Annotated in this window: 20 protein-coding genes and 2 pseudogenes; 13 read left to right on the forward strand and 9 right to left on the reverse strand. The window is 62.8% G+C overall.

Annotation, left to right across the window (positions count from 1 at the left end):
* Positions 1-74: 74 nt before the first annotated feature.
* Positions 75-299 (reverse strand): hypothetical protein, encoded by a 225-nt coding sequence (locus tag K0F85_RS28765; RefSeq protein ID WP_257572773.1) that lies wholly within the window; start codon positions 297-299, stop codon positions 75-77.
* Here K0F85_RS28765 and K0F85_RS13430 point away from each other — a divergent pair.
* Positions 211-945 (forward strand): ZIP family metal transporter, encoded by a 735-nt coding sequence (locus tag K0F85_RS13430; RefSeq protein WP_306984581.1) that lies wholly within the window; start codon positions 211-213, stop codon positions 943-945. The two genes, K0F85_RS28765 and K0F85_RS13430, sit on opposite strands and share 89 nt — an antisense overlap.
* 290 nt (positions 946-1,235) lie before the next feature.
* The gene (locus K0F85_RS13435) at positions 1,236-2,972 is read left to right on the forward strand and encodes an ABC-F family ATP-binding cassette domain-containing protein (RefSeq protein ID WP_219116511.1); all 1,737 of its coding nucleotides are present in this window, start codon (positions 1,236-1,238) and stop codon (positions 2,970-2,972) included.
* Between the two features lie 46 nt (positions 2,973-3,018).
* Here the strand turns inward: K0F85_RS13435 and K0F85_RS13440 are convergent, their stop codons facing one another.
* Entirely contained in the window at positions 3,019-3,870 is an 852-nt protein-coding gene (locus K0F85_RS13440) for a sulfurtransferase (RefSeq protein ID WP_219116512.1), read from the reverse strand.
* 473 nt (positions 3,871-4,343) lie between these two features.
* Here K0F85_RS13440 and K0F85_RS29215 point away from each other — a divergent pair.
* Positions 4,344-4,463, forward strand: a pseudogene (locus K0F85_RS29215) (hypothetical protein); the annotation flags it as partial.
* Here K0F85_RS29215 and K0F85_RS29220 read toward each other — a convergent pair.
* Positions 4,415-4,807, reverse strand: a pseudogene (locus K0F85_RS29220) (EamA family transporter); the annotation flags it as partial. The pseudogenes K0F85_RS29215 and K0F85_RS29220 sit on opposite strands and share 49 nt — an antisense overlap.
* A 59-nt stretch (positions 4,808-4,866) precedes the next feature.
* Positions 4,867-5,967 carry an aromatic ring-hydroxylating dioxygenase subunit alpha gene (locus K0F85_RS13450; protein ID WP_219116514.1) on the reverse strand — a complete coding sequence of 367 codons (1,101 nt, stop codon included), beginning with the start codon at positions 5,965-5,967 and terminating at the stop codon, positions 4,867-4,869.
* A gap of 407 nt (positions 5,968-6,374) precedes the next feature.
* On the opposite strand from K0F85_RS13450, the gene K0F85_RS13455 reads away from it, so the two are divergent.
* The 6 genes from K0F85_RS13455 (at position 6,375) to K0F85_RS13480 (ending at position 12,708) form a co-directional block, all read left to right on the forward strand.
* On the forward strand, positions 6,375-6,626 hold the full coding sequence (locus K0F85_RS13455; RefSeq protein ID WP_219116515.1) for an exodeoxyribonuclease VII small subunit: 252 nt from the start codon (positions 6,375-6,377) through the stop codon (positions 6,624-6,626).
* Entirely contained in the window at positions 6,623-7,534 is a 912-nt protein-coding gene (locus tag K0F85_RS13460) for a polyprenyl synthetase family protein (RefSeq protein WP_257572753.1), read from the forward strand. The genes K0F85_RS13455 and K0F85_RS13460 overlap by 4 nt, the downstream gene beginning before the upstream one ends.
* Positions 7,535-9,403 carry a 1-deoxy-D-xylulose-5-phosphate synthase gene (dxs, locus tag K0F85_RS13465; RefSeq protein WP_219116516.1) on the forward strand — a complete coding sequence of 623 codons (1,869 nt, stop codon included), beginning with the start codon at positions 7,535-7,537 and terminating at the stop codon, positions 9,401-9,403.
* A 186-nt stretch (positions 9,404-9,589) separates the two neighbouring features.
* A complete protein-coding gene (locus K0F85_RS13470) occupies positions 9,590-11,647 on the forward strand; it encodes an FUSC family protein (protein WP_219116517.1) in 2,058 nt (685 codons plus the stop codon).
* A 431-nt stretch (positions 11,648-12,078) separates the two neighbouring features.
* Positions 12,079-12,444 (forward strand): glutaredoxin family protein, encoded by a 366-nt coding sequence (locus K0F85_RS13475; protein ID WP_257572756.1) that lies wholly within the window; start codon positions 12,079-12,081, stop codon positions 12,442-12,444.
* A 72-nt stretch (positions 12,445-12,516) separates the two neighbouring features.
* Positions 12,517-12,708: a hypothetical protein gene (locus K0F85_RS13480; protein ID WP_102120096.1), complete on the forward strand. Its 192-nt coding sequence runs from the start codon at positions 12,517-12,519 to the stop codon at positions 12,706-12,708.
* Between the two features lie 55 nt (positions 12,709-12,763).
* Here K0F85_RS13480 and K0F85_RS13485 read toward each other — a convergent pair whose 3' ends face one another.
* Complete coding sequence (locus K0F85_RS13485) at positions 12,764-13,318, reverse strand: cob(I)yrinic acid a,c-diamide adenosyltransferase (protein WP_219116518.1); 555 nt, start codon at positions 13,316-13,318, stop codon at positions 12,764-12,766.
* Between the two features lie 152 nt (positions 13,319-13,470).
* On the opposite strand from K0F85_RS13485, the gene K0F85_RS13490 reads away from it, so the two are divergent.
* From K0F85_RS13490 to glcF, 3 genes are read left to right on the forward strand one after another with little or no spacing between them, the layout of a single operon-like run.
* Positions 13,471-14,961 (forward strand): FAD-linked oxidase C-terminal domain-containing protein, encoded by a 1,491-nt coding sequence (locus K0F85_RS13490; RefSeq protein WP_219116519.1) that lies wholly within the window; start codon positions 13,471-13,473, stop codon positions 14,959-14,961.
* A gap of 15 nt (positions 14,962-14,976) precedes the next feature.
* On the forward strand, positions 14,977-16,047 hold the full coding sequence (gene glcE, locus K0F85_RS13495) for a glycolate oxidase subunit GlcE (RefSeq protein ID WP_219116520.1): 1,071 nt from the start codon (positions 14,977-14,979) through the stop codon (positions 16,045-16,047).
* A gap of 6 nt (positions 16,048-16,053) precedes the next feature.
* On the forward strand, positions 16,054-17,292 hold the full coding sequence (glcF, locus tag K0F85_RS13500; protein ID WP_219116521.1) for a glycolate oxidase subunit GlcF: 1,239 nt from the start codon (positions 16,054-16,056) through the stop codon (positions 17,290-17,292).
* Here glcF and K0F85_RS13505 read toward each other — a convergent pair.
* The 4 genes from K0F85_RS13505 to K0F85_RS13520 form a co-directional block, all read right to left on the reverse strand.
* Positions 17,285-19,396, reverse strand: a complete 2,112-nt coding sequence (locus K0F85_RS13505; RefSeq protein WP_219116522.1) for a bifunctional diguanylate cyclase/phosphodiesterase — start codon at positions 19,394-19,396, stop codon at positions 17,285-17,287. The two genes, glcF and K0F85_RS13505, sit on opposite strands and share 8 nt — an antisense overlap.
* A 184-nt stretch (positions 19,397-19,580) precedes the next feature.
* Positions 19,581-20,066, reverse strand: a complete 486-nt coding sequence (locus tag K0F85_RS13510; RefSeq protein ID WP_219116523.1) for a glutathione peroxidase — start codon at positions 20,064-20,066, stop codon at positions 19,581-19,583.
* Between the two features lies 1 nt (position 20,067).
* Complete coding sequence (locus K0F85_RS13515) at positions 20,068-21,207, reverse strand: PilT/PilU family type 4a pilus ATPase (protein ID WP_219116524.1); 1,140 nt, start codon at positions 21,205-21,207, stop codon at positions 20,068-20,070.
* Between the two features lie 3 nt (positions 21,208-21,210).
* Positions 21,211-22,254: a type IV pilus twitching motility protein PilT gene (locus tag K0F85_RS13520; RefSeq protein WP_219116525.1), complete on the reverse strand. Its 1,044-nt coding sequence runs from the start codon at positions 22,252-22,254 to the stop codon at positions 21,211-21,213.
* A 70-nt stretch (positions 22,255-22,324) separates the two neighbouring features.
* Here K0F85_RS13520 and K0F85_RS13525 point away from each other — a divergent pair, with 70 nt between their 5' ends.
* Positions 22,325-23,026 carry a YggS family pyridoxal phosphate-dependent enzyme gene (locus K0F85_RS13525; RefSeq protein ID WP_219116526.1) on the forward strand — a complete coding sequence of 234 codons (702 nt, stop codon included), beginning with the start codon at positions 22,325-22,327 and terminating at the stop codon, positions 23,024-23,026.
* Positions 23,027-23,030 lie beyond the last annotated feature (4 nt).

The raw sequence follows: 23,030 nt of genomic DNA on the forward strand, positions 1-23,030 counted from the left end.
AAATGCCCGGCGCATCGCCAATGCAGTACAATTGCATCTTCATCGCGCTACGCTGCCGCCAAACGCGCAAAAAATTAAACAATAGATAACAACGCATTCATCAGGCCAGACGCCAGCATCGCGGGCGCCAGTGACCCGGCGCCATTTTGAGGTAAGAAAATCATCGATCCCGTCCTTATATCCATTTTGCTCGCGACCACGATCGCGGGCGTGTTCAGCATTACTGCGGCGGCGATCTTTTCGTTTGCATTCTTGTCCAAGGTGGTCGAGCGCATGGTCAGCTTGTCGGTCGGCATCATGCTGTCGACCTCCCTGCTGCACGCCTTGCCCGAAGCGTTCGAATCGCAAGCCGACCCGCGCAGCCTGTTCGCCACCCTGCTGGCGGGTTTGCTGGCCTTTTTCATGCTGGAAAAATTCGCCATCCTGCGCCATTCGCACCACCACGAAGGCGACGGCCACCACCACGCGCACGGCCACGACAAGCATGAGGCAGGCAAGGCCGGCTGGATGATTTTAGTGGGCGACGGCATGCACAATTTTACGGACGGCATCCTGATCGCCGCCGCCTTCCTGGCCGACCCGAAACTGGGTCTGGTGACGGGCCTGGCCATCATCGCGCATGAAATCCCGCAGGAAATCGGCGACTTCATCGTGCTGCTCAATGCCGGTTTTTCGCGCCTGCGCGCGTATATTTTCAATCTGCTGTGCAGTCTGATGGCGGTGGCCGGCGGCTTGCTTGGCTATTTCACCCTGGATCGCGCCAGCAACCTGATTCCTTATGTGCTGGTGTTCGCCTCGTCCGGCTTCATCTACATCGCCCTGTCCGACCTGATGCCGCAGATGCAGCGCCGCTCCACTATGCGCGAAACCATTCCGCAAGTGCTGCTCATCGGACTGGGCGTGTGCATCGTGCTGTTCCTGACGCACAAGCGCCACGGCGCTTGAGGCGCCGTTTTGCCGGCGCAGTGCTAGCTATGCTATATTGCCTTTTTGACTAATTTGAACAGAAAGGAGGAAAATATAATGGAAGACAACTTGTTGCTCGCTTTGTGGCGCGCACGCTCTTTAAGTGCATTTGCCAGCTCTTGCCCACGTTCTATCGCGCTGCGATAACCTGGCCAGAGCAAAGCCACCCTCCTCAATAGAGTTTTTCTCTAGAGTCCTTTCTCGGCTCACGGTTTTCGTTAGCGCTCCTGTTAACGCGGATGCTTGCATCCCGAACAAAGACAAGAGCCATGACTACCCTTATCTCTACCCAAGCTTTACAGCTCGATACCCACGACGGTTTCCTCTTCAACGAACTCGCCTTTACCTTGCGCCAGGGCGACCGCATCGGCCTGATCGGCCACAATGGCTGCGGCAAATCCACCTTGCTGGGCCTGCTCAGCGGCACACGGGAAGCCACGTCCGGCATCATCCATGTTGCCCGTGCCTGCCGCTTGCAGCACGTGGAGCAGCACTTGCCGGCCGAACTGGCCAACCTCAGCCTGTATGAGGCCTTGCTGGCGCCCGTGCTGGAACAGCCCGAACTGCATTGGCGGGTCGACAGCCTGCTGGCAGAACTGGGTTTCGACCTCGATACGGCGCAAGTGCCCGTGCATTCGCTGTCCGGTGGCCAGCACACGCGGCTACTGCTGGGACGCGCCCTGCTGCAGGAACCGAACGTACTGCTGCTGGACGAACCGAGCAATCATCTGGACTTGCCATCGCTGCTGTGGCTGGAGCAATTCCTGTTGAGATGGCGCGGCGCCTTCATCCTCGTCTCGCATGACCAGCGCCTGCTCGACAACGTGGCCACGCGTAGCTGGATCTTGCGCGATAGCCGCCTGTACGATTTCGATCTGCCCTGCGGCCCGGCATTGGCGGCGCTGGCCGAGGCCGACATTGCCGCTGTCGCCAGGCATGCGGCCGAACAGAAGGAAATCGACCGCCTGTCTGCCAGCAGTGCCCGCCTGGCCCTGTGGGGCCGCACCTATGACAACGAAGACCTGGCGCGCAAGGCGAAGACCATGCAGCGGCGCATCGACAAGTTGAAGGATGCGCAATCGTTCGTCAGCGATGGCGCGCCCTGGCGTCTGAGCTTGCGCGGCAAGGCGCTGGCGGCCGACCAGTTGCTGGCGCTCGATGGGCTCGATGTGCGCGCCGTGCCCGCTTCCCCGCTGCTGTTCCGGGTCGATCAGCTGTGGCTGAAACCGGGCGAGCGGGTCGCCTTGCTGGGCGCCAACGGCAGTGGCAAATCGTCCCTGCTGCGCCTGTGCTGGCAAGCGATACAGGCGCAAGATGAGCGCAGCGACTTGCGCTACCACCGCGCCGCCAATATCGGCTATTACGACCAGTCGCTCAGGCAGCTGGCCGACGAGGCCGATTTGTCCGACGCCCTGTACCCGTTTGCCGTGCAGAACGAGGCTGCGCGCAGCCAGGTGGCGCGCAAGCAAGCCTTGATCTCGGCCGGTTTCCCATATGTGCGCCATGGGCAGACGGTGGCCACCCTGAGCGGCGGCGAGCGGGCGCGGCTGCTGTTCCTGGGGCTGTCGCTGGCAAGCTATCACCTGTTGCTGTTGGACGAGCCCGGCAACCACCTGGATATGCAGGGCAAGGAGGAACTGGGGCAAGCCCTGCGCGGCTTTGACGGGGGCTGCCTGCTGGTGTCGCACGACCGCGACCTGATCGAGACGGCCTGCAACCGTTTTTGGGTGGTGGCAGATGGCCGGCTGGAAGAGTGGCCGGATGCGGCCAGCGCGTATGCACGGCTGAGCGCGGAAGATAGGCAGACGCCGCTGGCGCGCGTCGAAACGGCTGCGCTTGCGCCGGCGCAAACCGACGTTGATGTTCAGCTGGAACGCTTGTGCGAACTGGAACAGTTGCTGGCAGAAGACCTGGCGAGAAAGCCGCGCCACCAGAAGCCGGCCAGCCAGCAGGCGTGGCGGGCTGAGCTGGAACGGCTGAATCAAGCGCTGGGGATAACGTCGTAGTTATCCACTGGCAAGAAAGTGGCGGACCGGATGGTCCGCCACTATTTTAGTTGCCCGTCGCTACCGGCCGCGCCGGATCGGCGCACCACTCGCTCCACGAGCCCGGGTACAGGGCCGCGCCAGGCAAGGCTGCCACTTCCAGTGCCAGCAAGTTGTGGCAAGCCGTCACGCCGGAGCCGCATTGCATGACGGCCGCTTGCGGTGCATCAAACAGCGCGCCGAAATCGCGTCGCAATGCTTCCGCGCTCTTGAAGCGGCCGTCCGCCTGCAAATTATCCTTGAAGAAGCGGTTTTTCGCGCCCGGGATATGGCCGCCCACGGGGTCGATGGTTTCGTTTTCACCGCGATAACGGTCGGGGGCGCGCGCGTCGATGACGGTCAACGCTTGCGTTTCCAGGTTGCCAACGACGTCCTGCACGCTGACCGTGCGCGTCAGGCTGGTTTTTTCCGTGAGCGTGCCGGCAGGGCGGGGGGCAACTGGCGTGACCAGCGGCAAGCCTTGCGCCTGCCACGCAGCCAGGCCGCCGTCGAGCACGGCAACGGCCGGATGGCCAACCCAGCGCAGCAACCACCACAGGCGCGCGGCGAACATGCCGCCCTGGCCGTCATAGGCGACCACTTGCGTGTCGTCATTGATGCCCCAGCCGCGCAGGGTGGCCAGCAGGACATTGCGTTCTGGCAGGGGATGGCGTCCGGTAAATTGGGGCCCGCGTGCCGTCTTCGGGCCGGACAGGGCCGTGTCGATATCGGCGAACTGCGCGTTCTGGATATGGCCGGCGGCAAAGGCGTCGCTGCCGGCGGTAGGGTTGAGCAAGTCGTGACGGCAATCGAGGATGACCCAGTGGCTGTCATTCAGATGGCTGGCCAGTTCGCTGGGCTGGATCAAGGTGGTGTACATCAGGAACGCTCCTTTACACTTCGCTGGCGATAGGATCCGTGCGCGCTATCGCCGCGCCACGGGCCGTGTTGCGGGTATTGTAATAGGTTGCCGCGATGCCGGAGGCAAGGATGATGCCAATGCCGGCCCAGCCGTGCCAGTCGAACAGGTCGCCGAAGATCACCACGCCCCAGAAGCTGGAAAAGACGATGCCCGTGTATTGCAGATTGGCAACCACGAGGGTCTTGCCCAGGCGATAGGCGCGCGTCATGGCCATCTGCGCCATGGTGGCGCACAGGCCGATGGCGGCCAGCAAGCCGATGCCGTAGCCGCTCGTGTGCGCGTGCCAGACGACGGGGCCGCCGCCGGCGCTGGCCACGTGGCCGATCACGCCGGCGAGAAAATTGACGACCGAGAAATAAAACACGACCCGGTATTCGGGTTCGCCCAGCAAGCCCAGCTTGCGCACCTGCAAGTAGGCGAGGGCCGACAGCATGCCGGAAATCAAGGCTGTGATGGCGCCGCCCACCTGGTCCGTCTCGAACACGGGTTGCAGCAGCAGGGTCACGCCGACAAAGCTCATGGCAATGGCAGCGACCAGCGGCCATTCGACTTGCTGCGTCGCTTTCCACCAGCCGCCCGCCAGTAAAATCACGGCAATCCAGATGGGCGCCATGTAATTGAGCGTCATGGCCGTGGCCAGCGGCAGGATGGCGATGGCATAAAACCACAGCCACAGGGCGATCACCCCCACCACGCCGCGCCACAGATGCTGGCCCGGCATCGTGGTTTTAAAACTGCCGCCCTGGTACAAAATCGTGCAGCTCATGACGGTCATGCCGATGATGCCGCGGTACATGACGATTTCGGAGGTCGAATACATATCCGACGCCAGTTTCACGCACACGCCCATGATGGCGAACATAAAGCTGGCAAACAGCATCCATAGAGATTGCATTTGATTCCTGAAAAACGCGGGGATAAAAAAAGGGCCGCGCAATGCGGCCCTTCTACTGATTACAGTTCGATATTGTTACGGTACCACTCGTGAAAGTGCTGCATGCCATCTTCCATCGGCGATTGGTAAGGACCCACTTCGTTCACGCCGCGCGCCATCAGGACTTTGCGGCCGGCATCCATGCGCTGGGCGATTTCATCGTCCTCGACGCAGGTTTCCATGTAAGCAGCCCGTTCGGCCTCGACGAAGTCGCGTTCGAACAACACAATTTCCTCTGGGTAATAAAACTCGACCACGTTGCGCGTCTTTTGCGGACCATCGGGCCACAGGGTCGAGACGACCAGCACGTGCGGATACCATTCGACCATGATGTTCGGATACAGGGTCAGCCAGATAGCGCCATACGGCGGCGCTTCGCCGCCACGGAATTGCAGCACCTGCTCCTGCCATTTTTTATAGGCGGGCGAACCGGCCTGTTGCAAGCCGCGGTGTACGCCCACCGTTTGCACGCTGTAATCCTTGCCGAATTCCCAGCGCAGGTCGTCGCAGCTGACAAAGCTGCCCAGGCCCGGGTGGAACGGTTCCACGTGATAATCCTCGAGGTAGACTTCGATGAAGGTCTTCCAGTTGTAGTCGCACTCGTGGATTTCCACGTGGTCGAACATATAGCCGGAAAAATCGAGGTCTTTCGAGACGGACAAATCTTTCAATTTTTCCATCACGTTGTAGCCATTTTGCTCGAACAGCAAGCCATTCCAGCTTTGCAGCGGCGTTTTCGACAGGTTCAGGCACGGCGTTTCGGGGAAATGCGGCGCGCCGATCAGTTCTCCCTTGAGGTCGTAGGTCCAGCGGTGCAGCGGGCAGACGATATGGTTCGCATTGCCGCGGCCATTGAACATCAGCGCCTGCCGGTGGCGGCACACATTGGACAGCACTTCGATGCCATTGGCGTTGCGCACGAGCATGCGCCCTTCGTTCTCAGACGCCAGGGTCGCAAAATCGCCGGTTTCCGGCACCATCAGCGCATGCCCGACATAGCGCGGGCCGGCTTGGAACAATTGCTGCATTTCACGCTGCAACAGCGTTTCGTCAAAATAGACGTGGACCGGAAGTTGCGCGTTTGAACGCGCCAGCTTGGCGTGAGTAGCCAGATCGGACATCCCAACCCCCCATAAATGTACAACGGTCAGCAGTGCCCCAGGCCATTGCCTGGGCAACCGCTACAGAGAGAAAGAATCCGCAAAGACCTGAATTCAAATTTTGTTGAAACGGTATTTCGGACAGAACCGGCGATTATAGCGCGTATCGGCCTCGGCATTGCCAAACCCTCCGGCAAATAGCTTACTTTAATGAGAAACATTGTCATTTGCCGTTTCATTTCCGACCGATGGGAGCGATTGCGCTAAAATCCACTGCCAAACTGGCAAGGTCTTCCCCTTTGTACACAGCGATTGCGCTTTAGTTTTCACTTAATAGTGAGGTTTGTTCTAAAATAACGCTTCTATGCTGGCCGGGAGTCCCCGGCGTCTCCCTACATACCCCTCGTGCCACGAAGAGATCTGAGTCTATGTCGAAGAAATTAACTGCCGCTGCCGCAGCGCCGGCCTCGTTTGAAGAGGCAATGGCGGAACTGGCGCAGCTGGTAACGCAAATGGAAGCGGGCCAGTTGCCGCTGGAAGCATCGGTCGCGGCGTATCAGCGCGGCTCGGAACTGGTCAAATATTGCGCAAGCCAGCTCGACAGCGTCGAAGCGCAGGTGAAAGTACTCGAAGGCGACATGTTGAAACCGTTCGTGGATGCCGGCGAGGCTGTGCAATGATGGTCAGTGCGCAACAGGACGGCGTGACCTTCGGCGACTGGATGCAAGCCACCCAGTCCGGCGTGGAAGGCCGGCTCGACCAGTTTTTACCTGCGGCAGATACGGTGCCGCACAAGCTGCACGCGGCCATGCGCTATGCGCTGCTGGGCGGCGGCAAGCGCGTGCGCCCGCTGCTGGCGATGGCGGCCGGTGAACTGTTTGATGCCGATCAAGATACCCTGGCGCGCGCCGCTTGCGCGCTGGAAATGATTCACGTGTATTCGCTGGTGCATGACGACATGCCTTGCATGGATGACGATGCCTTGCGCCGTGGCAAGCCTACCGTGCACATCGCCTACGATGAAGCGACGGCGCTGCTGGTGGGCGACGCGTTGCAATCGCAGGCGTTCATGCTGCTGGCCGATGGCGCGGCGATTCCGCCGGCGCGGCAGATGACCATGCTCAGGTTGCTGGCGCACGCGTCTGGCTCGGCAGGCATGTGCGGCGGCCAGGCGATCGACCTCGACAGTGTGGGCCTGGCCTTGAGCCTGCCGCAGCTGGAACAGATGCATCAGTTGAAAACGGGGGCCTTGCTGCGCGCGGCCGTGATCCTTGGCGCGCTGGCGGGCAAGGATTTGACGCCGGACGAGATGACGGCGCTGAACGCGTATGCGCGCGCCGTCGGGCTGGCGTTCCAGGTGGTCGACGACGTGCTCGACGCGACGGCCGATTCGGCTACCCTGGGCAAGACGGCAGGCAAGGATGCGGCGGCCAACAAGCCCACTTACGTATCGATACTGGGGCTGGAGCCATCGAGAGCCCTGGCAGAACAATTGCGGTGCGACGCCCATGCGGCGCTGGCGCCATTCGGGGACAAGGCACGCCGTTTGCGCGAGCTGGCGGACCTGGTCGTGCAGCGGAAGGCATAAATGAAACTGTTAGAAACTATCAATGAACCCGCGCAAGTGCGCAAGCTGGCACGCTCGCAACTGGTGCCGCTGGCCCAGGAATTGCGCAGCTTCCTGCTCGATTCCGTTTCCAAGACGGGCGGCCATCTGTCGTCCAACCTGGGCACGGTCGAGCTGACCGTTGCGCTGCATTACGTGTTCAATACGCCGCACGACCGCATCGTCTGGGACGTGGGCCACCAGACCTATACACACAAGATACTCACAGGCCGCCGCGAGCGCATGCATACCCTGCGCCAGAAGGATGGCATTTCCGGCTTCCCCAAGCGCGACGAAAGCGAATACGACACCTTCGGCACGGCGCATTCGTCGACGTCTATTTCCGCAGCGCTGGGCATGGCGCAGGCCGCCAAGATCAAGGGCGACCCGCTGCACGCGATCGCCGTGATCGGCGACGGTTCGATGACGGCCGGCATGGCTTTCGAGGCGATGAATAATGCGGGCGTGCAGGAAGACGTCAACCTGTTGGTGATCTTGAACGACAACGACATGTCGATCTCGCCGCCCGTGGGCGCGTTGAACCGCCACCTGGCGCGCTTGATGTCGGGCCAGTTCTATGCGGCGGCAAAAAATGTCGGCAAGTCCGTCTTGCCCGGCCCCGTGCTGGAATTGGCGAAACGCTTTGAAGAGCACGCCAAGGGCATGGTCGTGCCCGCCACCATGTTCGAGGAATTCGGTTTCAATTACATTGGCCCGATCGACGGTCACGACCTCGATTCGCTGATCCCGACCCTGCAAAATATCAAGCAGTTGAAGGGCCCGCAATTCCTGCACGTGGTCACCAAGAAGGGACAAGGCTACAAGCTGGCCGAAGCGGAACCGATTTTGTACCACGGCACGGGCAAGTTCAATCCGGCCGAGGGCATCAAGCCGGCCACGGCGCCGGCCAAGATGACGTACACGGAAGTGTTCGGCACCTGGCTGTGCGACATGGCGGCGCAGGACAAGCGCCTGGTGGGCATCACGCCGGCCATGCGCGAAGGCTCGGGCATGGTCAAGTTCGAACAGCAATTCCCCAACCGCTACTTTGACGTCGGCATTGCCGAGCAGCATTCGGTCACCTTCGCCGCTGGCCTGGCTTGCGAAGGCTTGAAACCCGTCGTGGCCATCTATTCCACCTTTTTGCAACGCGCCTACGACCAGTTGATCCACGACGTAGCCCTGCAAAACCTGGATGTGACGTTCGCGCTGGACCGCGCCGGTCTGGTGGGCGCCGACGGCGCCACGCATGCGGGCAACTACGACATGGCGTTCTTGCGCTGCATTCCTAACATGGTCATCATGGCCGCGTCCGACGAAAACGAATGCCGGCAAATGCTGACGACCGGTTACCACTATCCGGGGCCGGCGGCCATCCGCTATCCGCGCGGCGCCGGCGCCGGTGTGGCCATCGTGCCGGAACTGACCAGCATTGAAATTGGCAAGGGCGAGCTCAAGCGCCAAGGCAAGCGCATCGCCATTATGGCCTTCGGTTCCATGGTGGCGCCGAGTGTCGCGGCAGGCGAGAAGCTCGATGCGACGGTGGCGAACATGCGTTTCGTCAAGCCACTCGACGTGGCGCTGGTGAAACAGCTTGCCGCTGAGCATGATTACCTGGTGGCGGTGGAAGAGGGCTGCATCATGGGCGGCGCCGGTTCGGCCGTGGCCGAAGCCCTGGCGGCTGAGGGCATCGTCAAGCCGATTTTGATGCTGGGCTTGCCAGACGTCTTCATCGACCATGGCGACCCCGTGCAATTGCTGAAAAGCGTGGGCCTGGACGCCACCGGCATCGCCGCCTCGATCGAGCAGCGCTTCCCGGCGGCCGGTCCGCGCCTGGCGATGGTCAGCTAAGGCGCTCAAGCAAGATAAAAGCGGCACTGCGGTGCCGCTTCGCCTGTACTCCTCTTACGCTGCACTGCAACATTTTTTCACTGGGGAATGCTACGATGACGCTTTGATACCCTCTCAAAGTCCATCTTGCATTTCAGGAAACTTCACCGCCGTACACGTGCACTGGCCGGTCGCTGGCTGACGGGCATGCACGCCTATACCGACACCCTGTCGCAGCGCCGTCCCCTGTGGATGGTCAGCCTGGCCATCGACGAGACGAATCTGTCCGAGGGCCTGCGAGCCGCCTGCGCCTCGAGCGCCATGCTGCTCTTGGGATTGCTGTTCGACCACCCCGATTTTTCCTGGGCCGCCATCGGTGCCTTCTGGACTTGCCTGGCCGATGCGGCCGGCACGCGGCGCATGCGCTTCGTCTCGATGCTGGGCTTCGGCTTGCTGTCCACCGTGGCCGGTGGCCTGACGGCGCTGGCGGCCGGGCATGGGGTGGTGGCGGCCGCCATCGCCGTGCTGCTCTTTTCCTGGGCCGGCGCGCTGGCGCGCATCTGGGGCGCGGCCACGGCGCAAGTGGCCATCCTGGCGGCCACGGCCTGCGTGGTGATGGTCACGCATCCGCTGGCATCGATGACGCAGACGGCGCCTTTCCTGGGCCTGTACATGTTTGGCTGCCTGTTTGCTACCGTGCTCAGTTTTACTGTCTGGCGCATCCACCCGTTCGGCCCCAGCAGGCGCGCCATCCGCGCCGCGTATTCGCGCCTGGCCGGCATCGCGCGCGACAATGCGCGCTTCCTGGCGCAGGACCCGATGCTGCCGGAGGCGGCCGCGCATGGCGCCAGCTACCGTTCGCAGGCGCGCGCCGCACTGGAGGCGGCGCGCGTGGCGCTGGCCGCCGTGCCGCCCGCGCGTGCGGGTCGCAGCGCCCTGTACGACAACCTGCTGCTGGCGCTCAGCGACGCCGAGCGCATCTTCGCCTATCTGATCGCCGTCACGCATAGCTGCGAGCGCGAGCAGCAGCGTTTGCGCCAGGACCCGCGCGCACGGCGCAGCCTGGAAGTGATGGCCGTGCTGCTGCGCCGCCTGGGGCAAGCCGTGCAGCGCCGGCCGGAAACGCCGCCCCTGGAATTGCAGCGCCGCCTGGCTGCCTGCGGACGGCGCCTGGAAGCGGCGCTGGGCGCCCTGCTGCCGCTGCGCCTGAACGTGGACTTCATGGAACTGGGCTTGCCGCGCGCGGCGCAGCTGCCGTGGCGCGAGGCGGCTTTCCTGGCGCTGGGGCAGGCGTGGCAAACGGCAAAAGTCAACGCCACGCCGCAGTCGCTGAGCTGGCGCCATGCGGCGCGCGTGTCGCTGGCGACGACGGCCGGCTTCCTGCTGGTCGAGGCCTTGCATATTCCATTCGGCTACTGGGCCACCATGGCCACCTTGTTGATACTGCAGCCATCCGTGTCGACCACCTGGCCACGCGGCATCGAACGGGTCGCGGGCAGCGTGCTGGGTGCCATGCTGGCCGTGCTGATCGGCCTGGCCGTGCACACCCCCCTGGCGATCTCGCTGGTAGTGTTTCCGCTGATTGTCGCCACCATGGCCTTGCGCCGTGTCAGCTACAGCCTGCACGTGCTGTTCATGACGCCGGCCTTCGTGCTGGTGGCCGATTATGCGGCGCCGGCCAGCGAGATGGTGTATGCGATGAGCCGCCTGGGCAACAATGTGCTCGGTTGCGTGCTGGCCTTGCTGGCCACGTTTTTCCTGTGGCCCGACCGCGAGGCGGACGACCTGGACCAGCGCCTGGCCAGGGCCGTGTCGGCCAACCTGAAATACCTGCTGGCCGTGCTGGCGGCAGGCGGGAAGTGGGATAGCGCCATCGCGCGCCTGCGCCGCGAGGCGGGTTTGGCCAGCAATAACGCGGAACAGGTGCTGCAACGCTTGCGCATCGAGCGCCGCCTGGACCGCAGTAGCGGCGTGGGCCTGGCGGCGCTGCGTACCTTGCCGCTGCTGCGCCGCGTGGCGGGCAGCACGGCGCGCATCAGTTTAAGTCCCCAGGCCGAGCCGGCGGCGCCCGAATTGCAACGCTGGATTGCCGCCGTCAGCGGGGAAATCGATGCCTTGCTGCGCGGAGAGGCCGATGTCTGCGCGCCTGGTCCCTGCGTTGCCGACCGCCTGACGCCGCTGCAAGCCGATGCCGTGGCCCAGGTGCAACTGCTGCGCGGCTTGCTGCGCGAGCATGTGCTGGCGATGCAGAGCGGCACGCGCTAACTTCCTCGCGCTGTCGCGTTTTTTTTCGGTGTGTCAGCCATTCGCTCTGCTTGCGGCGCCAATATTGTATAGACGTTTGGCGTCTCCCAATCTCTCCAAAGTCCACATTTAAAGGGCTTTCCCACGATATTTTCCATACTGGAAAATTATTGAAAGGAAATGTTGACTCTAAAATAAGTGCGGTCTATATTGGGTTTTGTAGCAAGCAATGACGAACCCTATATGGATTTTTTTACGACTGATCTGACGCGATTGCCTGGCTTGCCGGGGGCAATAGCTGACATGGAGAGTCGTGAATGAAAAAGATTGCACTTTTCCTGTTCGCCGTCGGTGTCAGCGCGCCTATTCTGCAGGAGCTGCTGGAAAGCGCAAGCTACGTCGGCCGACTTCGATCCTCCACGCCTCTGATACTACCTATGATGCAGAAAAAAATGAAGACTATCGCCATGTATGGCTTGATCCTGGTCGCTGGACTGGGCAGCGGTTATGGCCTGTCCTTGCTGCCTGGTTTATTCAAATCGACTTACACGGAAGGAAATTACGCCGCGTATTTCCCGAATGCCCAGGCGAAGGTGGTGTTGTACGGCACGGACTGGTGCGGTTATTGCGCCAAGACGCGCGCGTACTTCAAGGAAAACAAGATCGAATTCGTCGATCTCGATATCGAGAAATCCCCGGCAGCAAAAAAAGCCCATGAGGAACTCGGCGGTGGCGGCGTGCCCGTGGTGCTGATCGGCAACCGCAAGATCCAGGGGTTCAATACGGGCGCGCTGGAAGCGGCGCTGAAGAAAATCTGATTACCGGATGGCGCGTAAGAGACGGCGCGCCATGGATGTTGCCCATCGTCTGTCAATTCAACAGGAGTGCTTATGTTTAAAAAACTGGGTTTCTTTTTGTTTGCCATGGGTGTCAGCGCCTCGTATGCGATCGCTGGCGGCGGGTCGGAATGCTATTCGCAATGCGATGACAATCTGGAACAGTGCATGATTAAACACCCGACCGCGCCAGGCGCCTGCACCAAGATTCATCAGATGTGCTACGACCGCTGCGCTCAAGACTAGCATTCAATAAAGTTTGCCGGCTGGCCAGGACTCCGGCCAGGCCGGCATAGGCGGCTTATCCCCGCGTGCGGTCATGCCGCCACAGCACGTCGCTGCCGCCGGCAAAGCGGTTGAGCACGCGCGACAGCACGAACAGCAGGTCCGACAGGCGGTTCACGTATTGGCGCGGATGCTCGTGCAGGGTTTCCGCATTGGCCAGCGTGACGATGCTGCGCTCGGCGCGGCGGCACACGGTGCGGCACACATGCGCCAGCGAGGCGGCGCGCGAGCCGGCCGGCAGGATGAATTCAGAGAGGGCGGGCAAGTCCGCATTGTATTTCGCCAGCAGCGCATCGAGGCGCAGCACGTGCTCTTCCTTGATCAGCTGGTAGCCGGGAATGCAGATTTCTCCTCCCAGGTCGAACAGGTCGTGCTGGATGGTCACCAGTTCCTCGCGCAAGGCGTCGGGCATGGCTTCGCACAGCAGCAAGCCGAGATTGGAATTGAGTTCGTCCACGTCGCCCATGGCGTGGATGCGCGCGCTGTCCTTGCTGGTGCGGCTGCCGTCGCCCAGGCCGGTGCTGCCATTGTCGCCCGTGCGCGTGGCGATTTTCGAAAGTCGGTTACCCATGATGCTGATCCTGTCAAAGAAGAATGGGGGCAGCATACGACACTGCGCGCTGCCTGGCCGCAGATTTGCCTGTAAAACGGACAAAAAATGCGGCGTGCGCCACTTTTGTGCTTACAATCGTTGCACGCCCATGCACTTTTGTCTCCCATCTTATGCTCAATGCTGCCCCTGAACCTGGCTTGACCGCCGCGCGCCAGCAAGCCGTCGTCGCGGCCCTGCTGGCCGTGCTGCCGCCCCGCTGCGTGTTGTCCGACGCGGAAGATACGCGCCCGTATGAATGCGATGGCCTGGCCGCCTACCGCCAGCTGCCGATGGTGGTGACGCTGCCGGACACCGAAGAACAGGTCATCGCCATCCTCGGCGTTTGCCGCGAACTGGGCGTGCCTATCGTGCCGCGCGGCGCCGGCACGGGCCTGTCGGGCGGCGCCTTGCCGATCGCCGATGGCGTGGTGCTGTCGACGGCGCGCCTGAACCGCATCGTGCGCCTCGATGCGTATGCGCGCACGGCCGTGGTGCAGCCGGGCGTGCGCAACCTGGCCATTTCCGAAGCGGCGGCGCCCTACGCGTTGTATTACGCGCCCGACCCCTCGTCGCAGATCGCCTGCAGCATCGGCGGCAACGTGGCGGAAAACTCGGGCGGCGTGCATTGCCTGAAATACGGACTGACCGTGCACAATGTGCTGCGCGTGCGTGTCGTTACGATTGACGGCGAGGTGCTGGAACTGGGCGGCGAATGCCTGGACTCTCCGGGCCTCGACCTGCTGGCCGTCTTCATCGGTTCCGAAGGCATGCTGGGCATCGTCACCGAAGTGACGGTCAAGCTGATACCGAAACCTGCCACGGCGCGTGTCATCATGGCGTCGTTCGGCGACGTCGTCACGGGCGGCAATGCCGTGGCCAACGTGATCGCCGCCGGCATCATCCCGGCCGGGCTGGAAATGATGGACCAGACGTCTTCGCGCATGGTCGAACCGTTCGTCAAGGCTGGCTACGACATCGACGCGGCCGCCATTTTGCTGTGCGAGGCGGACGGCACGCACGAGGAAGTGGAAGAGGAAATCGCCCGCATGACGGCCGTGCTGGAAGGGGCGGGCGCCAGCGCCATCGCCGTCTCGCAGTCGGAAGCGGAGCGCATGAAATTCTGGTCCGGCCGCAAGAATGCCTTTCCTGCCGCCGGGCGCATCTCGCCCGATTACTACTGCATGGACGGCACCATCCCGAGAAAAAAACTGGCGCAAGTGCTGACAGGTATCGCTGGCATGGAAACGACGCATGGCTTGCGCTGCGCCAACGTGTTCCACGCGGGCGATGGCAATCTGCATCCCCTGATCCTGTTTGACGCCAACAAGCCCGGCGAATTCGAGCGCGCCGAAGCGTTTGGCGCGGACATCCTGGCCCTGTGCGTGGCCGTGGGCGGCACCATCACGGGCGAGCATGGCGTGGGCATGGAAAAGATCAATTCCATGTGCGTGCAATTTACGCGCGCCGAACTCGATGCCTTCTTTGCCGTCAAGCGCGCCTTCGACCCGCACGCCTTGCTCAATCCGGACAAGGCGATACCCACCTTGAACCGCTGCGCCGAATTCGGCAAGATGCATGTAACGGCGGGGCGCCTGCCGTTCGCCAACCTGCCCCGTTTTTAACCGCCGGAGACTCCTTTGCAAGCGATAGTGGAACAATTCAAGCAGCAGATATTGGCGGCCAGCGCGGCGGGCAAGCCCTTGCGCCTGCGCGGTGGCGGCACGAAAGACTGGTATGGCCAGCAGTTTGATGGCGAGGTGCTCGATACGCGCGCGTATGCCGGCATCATCGACTATGAACCGACGGAGCTGGTGATCACGGCGCGCTGCGGCACGCCGCTGGCGCAGATCGAGGCGGCGCTGGCCGCGCGCAATCAGATGCTGGCCTTTGAGCCGCCGCACTTCGGCGCTGGCGCCACGCTGGGCGGTGTCGTCGCCAGCGCCCTGTCCGGCCCGCGCCGGGCCAGCGCGGGTGCGCTGCGTGATTTCGTGCTGGGCGCCGTGCTGCTGGATGGTCACGGCGAACGCCTGGCCTTCGGCGGGCAAGTGATGAAAAACGTGGCAGGCTACGATGTCTCGCGCTTGCTGGCTGGCTCGCTCGGTACTTTGGGCCTGATCCTGGAAGTGTCGCTGAAGGTGTTGCCCTTGCCGCTGCGCGAAGCGACGTTTCGCCTGGCGTGCGCGGAAGTCGCCGCCTTGCGCATGCTCAATGAGTGGGCCGGAAAACCGCTGCCGATATCGGCCAGCTGCTGGCACGATGGCGTGTTGACGGTGCGCCTGTCCGGCGCCGAAGCGGCCGTGTCTGCGGCGCTGCACACGCTGGGCGGCGAGCTGCTGGCCGCCGACGATGCGGCCGCCTTCTGGCTGTCCGTGCGCGAGCAGACGCACGCTTTCTTTGCCGGTGCGGGCGGCCTGTGGCGCTTGTCGCTGCCGCCGCATGCCAGCGCCGTGATTTTAAAGGGGCGTCAGTTGATCGAGTGGGGCGGCGCGCAGCGCTGGCTGAAGCTCGACGCCGATGCCGACGCCGATAGCGCCCGGCACATCCGCCAGGCCGTGGCCGCGCTTGGGGGCCACGCCACCCTGTTCCGTGGCGGCGACAAGGCGGTGGGCGTGTTCCACCCGCTGGCGCCGGCCGTGGCCACCATCCACCAGCGCCTGCGGCAGGCTTTCGACCCTGCCGGCATCTTCAACCCGCACAGAATGTATTGAGCGCGCATGCAAACCAATCTCGCCGATTTCATCAAGAATACGCCGGCAGGCGACGAAGCCGAAGCCATCCTGCGCGCCTGCGTGCATTGCGGCTTTTGCACGGCCACCTGTCCCACCTACCAGCTGCTGGGCGATGAACTCGATGGCCCGCGCGGACGCATTTATCTGATCAAGCAAGTGCTCGAAGGCGCGCCCGTCACCGCCAAGACGCAGGCGCACCTGGACCGCTGCCTGACCTGTCGCAACTGCGAGTCGACCTGTCCCTCGGGCGTGCAGTACGGGCGCCTGGTCGATATCGGCCGCCATGTTGTCGAGCAGCGCGTGCAGCGCCCCTTGCGCGAACGCGCCTTGCGCTTCGCCCTGAAGGAAGCCTTGCCGCGCCGCTGGCTGTTTACGCCCGTGTACAAGGCGGGGCAGGCGCTGCGCCCCTTGCTCTCAAAAAGTTTGCAGGACAAGCTGCGCCCGGGCGCCGCCGCCGGCGCATGGCCGACGCGCCAGCACGCGCGCACCATGCTGCTGCTGGACGGCTGCGTGCAGCCCGCCATGTCGCCGAACATCAACGCGGCCACGGCGCGCGTGCTCGATGCCCTGGGCGTGCAATTGATCGTCGCGCCCAAGGCGGGCTGCTGCGGCGCGCTGCGCCATCACCTGAACGACCAGGAAGCGGCGCTGGACGACATGCGCCGCAATATCGACGCCTGGTGGCCTTATGTAGACAGCGTCGACAGCGCCGAAGCCATCGTCATGACGGCGTCAGGTTGCGGCGTCACGGTGAAGGAATATGGCCAGTTACTGGCACACGATGCACGGTATGCGGAGAAGGCGCGGCGCATCGCCGCACTGACGCGCGATCTGTCCGAGATCATGCCGGCCTTCGAGGCGGAACTGGTGGCGCAGTTGAAGGGGCGCATCGGCAAAAAAGTCGCGTACCACCCGCCGTGCACCCTGCAGCATGGTCAGCAGGTGCGCGGCAAGGTCGAGCAGGTGTTGCGCGCCGTCGGCGTCGACGTGCGCCTGTGCGCCGACAGCCATCTGTGTTGCGGTTCGGCGGGCACGTATTCGATCCTGCAGCCGGCCCTGTCGCAGCAACTGCGCGACAACAAGGTGGCGAACCTGGAAGCGTGCCAGCCGGAGATGATCGTGTCGGCCAATATCGGCTGCCTGAGTCACCTGCAGTCGGGCACGCAGACGCCCGTGCGGCACTGGGTCGAGCTGATCGACTCGGCCCTGTCCCCAGTCAAATAGGCGCTTCGCTGTACTGCGCTGTGCGCCATTGCGGCGCGGGGATGAAATTATTCGCCCACTCCAGCACGGCGTCGGCCGGCATGGGGCGGGCGATGCCGTAGCCTTGCGCCAGGTCGCAGCCCAGCTGGATCAGGCGCGCGCCATGCTCGACGCTTTCCACGCCTTCGGCGATCACCGTCAGGCTGAAGGAACGGGCCAGGCCGATGACGGCGCGCACCAGGTGCAGGTCGTCGCGGTCGTTGAGCATATTGCGCACGAAGCTCTGGTCGATCTTGACGATGTTCGCCGGCAGGCGTTTCAGGTATGACATCGACGAGTAGCCGGTGCCGAAATCGTCGAGCGCGAAGGTGATGCCCAGCGCCTGGCAGGCGCGGATGATGCGGCGCACGTCTTCGATGTCGTGCAGCGCCGACGATTCGAGGATTTCCAGTTCCAGCATGCTGGCGCGTACGCCGGGAAACTCGCCGAGGATGGTTTCCAGGCGCGAGACGAAGTCCGGTTGCTGGAAGTGGCGCGCCGCGATATTCACGCTGACCACCCAGTGCTTGCCGCAAGCGACCCAGCGCTGCATCTGCCACAGGGCCTGGCGCAGCACCCATTCGCCGATGTCGATGATCAGGTCCGTCTGTTCCACCAGCGGCAGGAATTGCGCGGGCGCCAGCACGCCGCGGCGCGCATGCTGCCAGCGCAGCAGCGCTTCCATGCCCACCACCGTGCCGGCGCGCATGTTCACCTTGGGCTGGTAATACAGCCGCAGTTCGCCATTGATCAGGGCCTGGCGCACTTCCGTGCGCTGGTTGTGGTGCGTGCGCACTTCTTCATCGAGGTTGGTGTCGAAGAAGTGATACTGGTTGCGCCCCGTCAGTTTTGCCTGGTAGACGGCATGGTCGGCATGGCGCAGCAGGCTTTCCGTATTCAAGTCTTTGCCCGCATACACGGCGATGCCGGCGCTGGCCGTCATGTGCAGTGCCTGCTGGTCGCACTGATAGGGGCGGCTCAGTTCCTGCATCAATTGCGTGATGTTCTGTTCGATGCAGGCGATGCTGGCCTGGCCGCACAGCAGCATGACGAATTCATCGCCGCCCAGGCGCGCCGCGTAGTGCACCTGGCCCGTAAAGCTGTGCAGGCGGACCGCCACCTGCTTGAGTATTTCATCGCCCGCCTCGGCGCCGTAGCGGTCGTTGATGGCCTGGAAATGGTCGAGGTCGAACAGGCAGACGGCCAGCAGGCGCTGGCGTTCGCGCGCGAGAAACAGTTCCTGTTCGAAACGGGCGGCCAGCGCGGCCCGGTTGGGCAAGCCCGTCAACACATCATTGTAGTTTTGCCACGACAGTTTTTGCAGCGCCTGCTGCATGTGCACGGTCTCGTTCAACTGTTCGCCCAGCTGGCGCTGGCTGGTCTTGAGCGAGGAAAACAGCTCTTCGACATCGCCGGCCATGCCATTGAACGACTGCGACACGGCTTGCGCCTCGGGCGTGGCGCCGGCCGCCAGGCGCACGGCGAAGTTGCCTTCGCGAAAACGGTCGGTCGCTTGCACGAGCCGCGCCAGCAGCCTGCGGTGCGACGCAAGGATCAAGCCCAGCAAGACAAACACCAGCACGATATTGATGGTGCTGAGGACGGCCTGCTCGCGCACCCTGTGCCAGACCTGCGCCAGGGGCAGGCCGGGCGTGTAATGCAGGTCGAGGGTGCCGTCGCCGCCGTCAGGCAGCGCCACCAGCAGGCGGCTGCGGATGGCCGTGATGCCGGCCAGGTGCGCGAACCAGGCTGGCACGCCGTCGGCCAGTGTGTCGGCAAGCTTGCTGTCGGCCAGCACCTCGACATGCCCGCCAGCCGTGTCCCAGCGCGCCGAGGCGAGGCTGCGGTTCAGCGGCAGGGCGCTGCGCAGCACCTGGCGTACGTTGTCGTGCATCGCCTGACTATCCGCGTGCACGGCCAGCGGCAGCACGCTATTGGCCAGGAACAGGTCGAGTTGCCGGGCATCGCTTTGATAGCGCGTATTCGCCAGCGCAGTTTCCGTACTGAGCAGGGCGTGATAGCGGACGGTGGAAACAGCGAGTATGAGGAAAAAAATAGGAATGAAGAGGCGGGAATATATGCCCAACCGCATCCATGTAGATAATATTTTCCCCAAGACTGGCATCGTTTTTTTGATCGATATCTGCGAATAATTATGTCAACATTATCACCGAAATTTGCTATTGGAAACACAATATTAATATCAAGCATGAAATAAATATGGAGCAATTGATTTCAATGTAGGTTGTCTTAAATCAAAGCGTCGCGTGCTATTCCTGCAGCAATTGTCGAATGTCGGCCGCCAGGCTGGCCGGCTTGCTGGCCGTCGCGTAGCGGCGAAACACGCTGCCATCCTTGCGCACCAAAAACTTGGTGAAATTCCATTTGATCGATTGCGTGCCCAATATGCCGGGCGCCGCCTGTTTTAACTGCGCAAACAGGGGATGCGTATGCGGGCCATTCACATCGACCTTGGCAAACAGGGGAAAAGTGACGCCAAAGTTTTTTTCGCAAAAGGTGCCGATTTCCGCATTCGAGCCCGGTTCCTGCTGGCGAAATTGATTGCAGGGAAAGCCCAGCACGACCAGGCCCTGGGCGTGAAATTCGCGGTACAGCGTTTCGAGCCCCTGGTATTGTGGCGTGAAGCCGCAGGCGCTGGCCGTGTTGACGATCAGCAGTACCTTGCCCTTGTAGCGCGCCAGGTCGAGCGGCGTGCCGTCCAGTGCCTCGGCCTGGAAATCGTGAATGCTGCTCATGTCAGAGGAGTCCCAGTGTGGTGGCGCCCGTTTGCGGGGCCGCTTCCTGCGCCGTTGCGCCCTTGAGTTTGATCATCAGCCGCAGGTCGTTGACGGAGTCCGCATTGCGCAGCGCGTCTTCGTAGCTGATGGCACCCGCTTGGTGCAGGTCGAACAGGGACTGGTCGAAGGTCTGCATGCCATGCTCGCGCGATTTTTTCATCAATTCCTTGATCTCGTGCACCTGGCCCTTGAAGATCAGCTCGCTCATCAGCGGTGAGTTGAGCAGGATTTCCAGCGCCGCCTTGCGCCCGGCGCCTTCCTTGTTGGGGATCAAACGCTGTGAAATCATGCCCTTCAAATTGAGCGACAGATCCATCAACAACTGCTGGCGCCGTTCTTCGGGGAAGAAATTGATGATGCGGTCCAGTGCCTGGTTGGCGTTGTTCGCGTGCAGGGTCGCCAGGCACAGATGGCCCGTCTCGGCAAACGCGATGGCGTGGTCCATGGTGTCGCGGTCGCGGATCTCGCCGATCTGGATCACGTCGGGTGCCTGGCGCAGGGTGTTTTTCAGGGCCGTGGCCCAGTCGTCCGTGTCGACGCCCACTTCGCGCTGGGTGACGATGCAGTTGCCGTGCGGATGGATGAATTCCACGGGGTCTTCGATGGTGATGATGTGGCCATGGCTGTGCGCGTTGCGGTGGCCCACCATGGCCGCCAGCGTGGTCGACTTGCCGCAGCCCGTGGCGCCCACCATGATGACGAGGCCGCGCTTGCTCATCACCACGTCTTGCAGGATGGCGGGCAAGCCCAGCCCATCCAGGGTGGGGATGGCGGTATTGATCAATCGCAAGACCATGCCCGCCTGGCCCATCTGCACGAAGGCGGACACGCGGAAACGCCCGAGTCCTTCCGGGCTGATGGCGAAATTGGCTTCGCGGCTGGACTCGAACTCGGCCGCCTGGCGCGCATTCATGACGGCGCGCACGTAGCCGGCCGCCTGCTGCGCGGCGAGTGCACCGCCCGCCAGCGGCGTCAGCTTGCCGTCGAGCTTGATGGCCGCGGGAAAGCCGGCCGTGATGAACAGGTCGGAGCCGCCCCGTGCGCGCAACTGCGCCAGCAGCGCGTGCATGGCGCCATAGTGTTCGTGCGTCGTCTGCATGGTTTATCCGGGGAAGTTTTCAGGGGCCTTGGCGGCCGAGCGGGCCGTCTCCGCCGAGATCGTGCCGCGCCGCACCAGGTCGGAGAGGCACTGGTCCAGCGTCTGCATGCCCACATTGCTGCCCGTCTGGATGGCCGAATACATTTGCGCCACTTTCGCTTCGCGGATCAGGTTGCGCACGGCCGGCGTGGCCAGCATGATTTCATGCGCTGCCACGCGGCCCGCGCCATCCTTGGTTTTCAGCAAGTTCTGCGAAATCACGGCTTGCAGCGATTCGGACAGCATGGCGCGCACCATTTCCTTTTCCTCGGCGGGGAAGACGTCGATGATGCGGTCGATCGATTTCGCCGCCGACGAGGTGTGCAGGGTGCCGAACACCAGGTGGCCCGTCTCGGCCGCCGTCAGCGCCAGGCGGATGGTTTCCAGGTCGCGCAATTCGCCCACTAGAATCACGTCCGGGTCTTCGCGCAGGGCCGAGCGCAGCGCATTGCTGAACGAATGCGTGTGCGAACCCACCTCGCGCTGGTTGATCAGGCATTTCTTCGGCTCGTGCACGAATTCGATCGGGTCTTCGATGGTGAGAATATGGTGGTTCAGGCGCTCGTTGACGTGGTTCACCATGGCCGCCAGCGTGGTCGACTTGCCGGAACCCGTCGGCCCTGTCACCAGCACGAGGCCGCGTGGGCGCATGGCCAGTTCACCGAAGATGCGCGGCGCATTGAGTTCTTCCAGGGTCAGCACCTTCGAGGGAATCGTGCGCAACACGGCCGAAGCGCCCCGTTCCTGGTTGTAGGCATTCACGCGGAAGCGGGCCAGGCCGGGAATCTCGAACGAGAAATCGCATTCCAGCGTTTCTTCATAGGCCTTGCGCTGGCTGTCGTTCATGATGTCGTAGATCATGCTGTGCACTTCCTTGTGCTCGAGCGGGGCCACGTTCAGGCGGCGCACGTCGCCATGGACGCGTATCATCGGCGGCAGGCCGGAAGACAGATGCAAGTCGGAAGCCTTGTTGCTGACGGAGAAAGCGAGTAGTTCGGAGATGTCCATTTATAATCCCTGTGCCTGCATTGATGGGCTGGCGCACGGTGCCGCCGCCCCTATACACTAGAAAATGATTATGTCCACAATCGAACAGAACTTGCAAGCCGTGCGCGAGAGTATTGCGCATGCCGCCCTGGAGGCGCAGCGCGCGCCGGCCGACGTGACCCTGCTGGCCGTCTCGAAGACCTTCGGCGCAGACGCCGTGCTGGCAGCCATGCGCGCGGGCCAGACGGCGTTTGGCGAAAATTATCTGCAGGAAGCGCTCGACAAGATTGCCGCCATCAAGCTTGCGCTGCCGCAAGGCGCACCCGTCTGGCACTTCATCGGCCCCATCCAGAGCAACAAGACGCGCCCCATCGCCGAGCATTTCGACTGGGTGCATACGGTGGAACGGGAAAAGATCGCCGCGCGCCTGTCCGAGCAGCGCCCGGCCGGCTTGCCGGACCTGAATATCTGCCTGCAAGTCAATATCAGCGGCGAGGCCAGCAAGAGCGGCGTGACACCTGCCGAGCTGCCGGCGCTGGCGCGCGCCGTGGCACAGCTGCCCCGCTTGCGCTTGCGCGGCCTGATGGCGATTCCCGAGCCGGAAACGGAGATCAAGCTTCAGCGTCGTGCCTTTGCGCAACTGCGCGCGCTGTACGAGCAATTGAAGGCTGAGGGCCTGGCGCTCGACACCCTGTCGATGGGCATGTCGGCCGACTTGCGCGCCGCCGTGCTGGAAGGCGCCAGCATCGTGCGCGTGGGCAGTGCCATCTTCGGTTCCCGCATTTATTCCTAACTGA

It is taken from the genome of Janthinobacterium sp. UMAB-56, from assembly GCF_900095265.1.
In the GTDB taxonomy this organism is placed as follows: Bacteria; Pseudomonadota; Gammaproteobacteria; order Burkholderiales; family Burkholderiaceae_D; genus Janthinobacterium.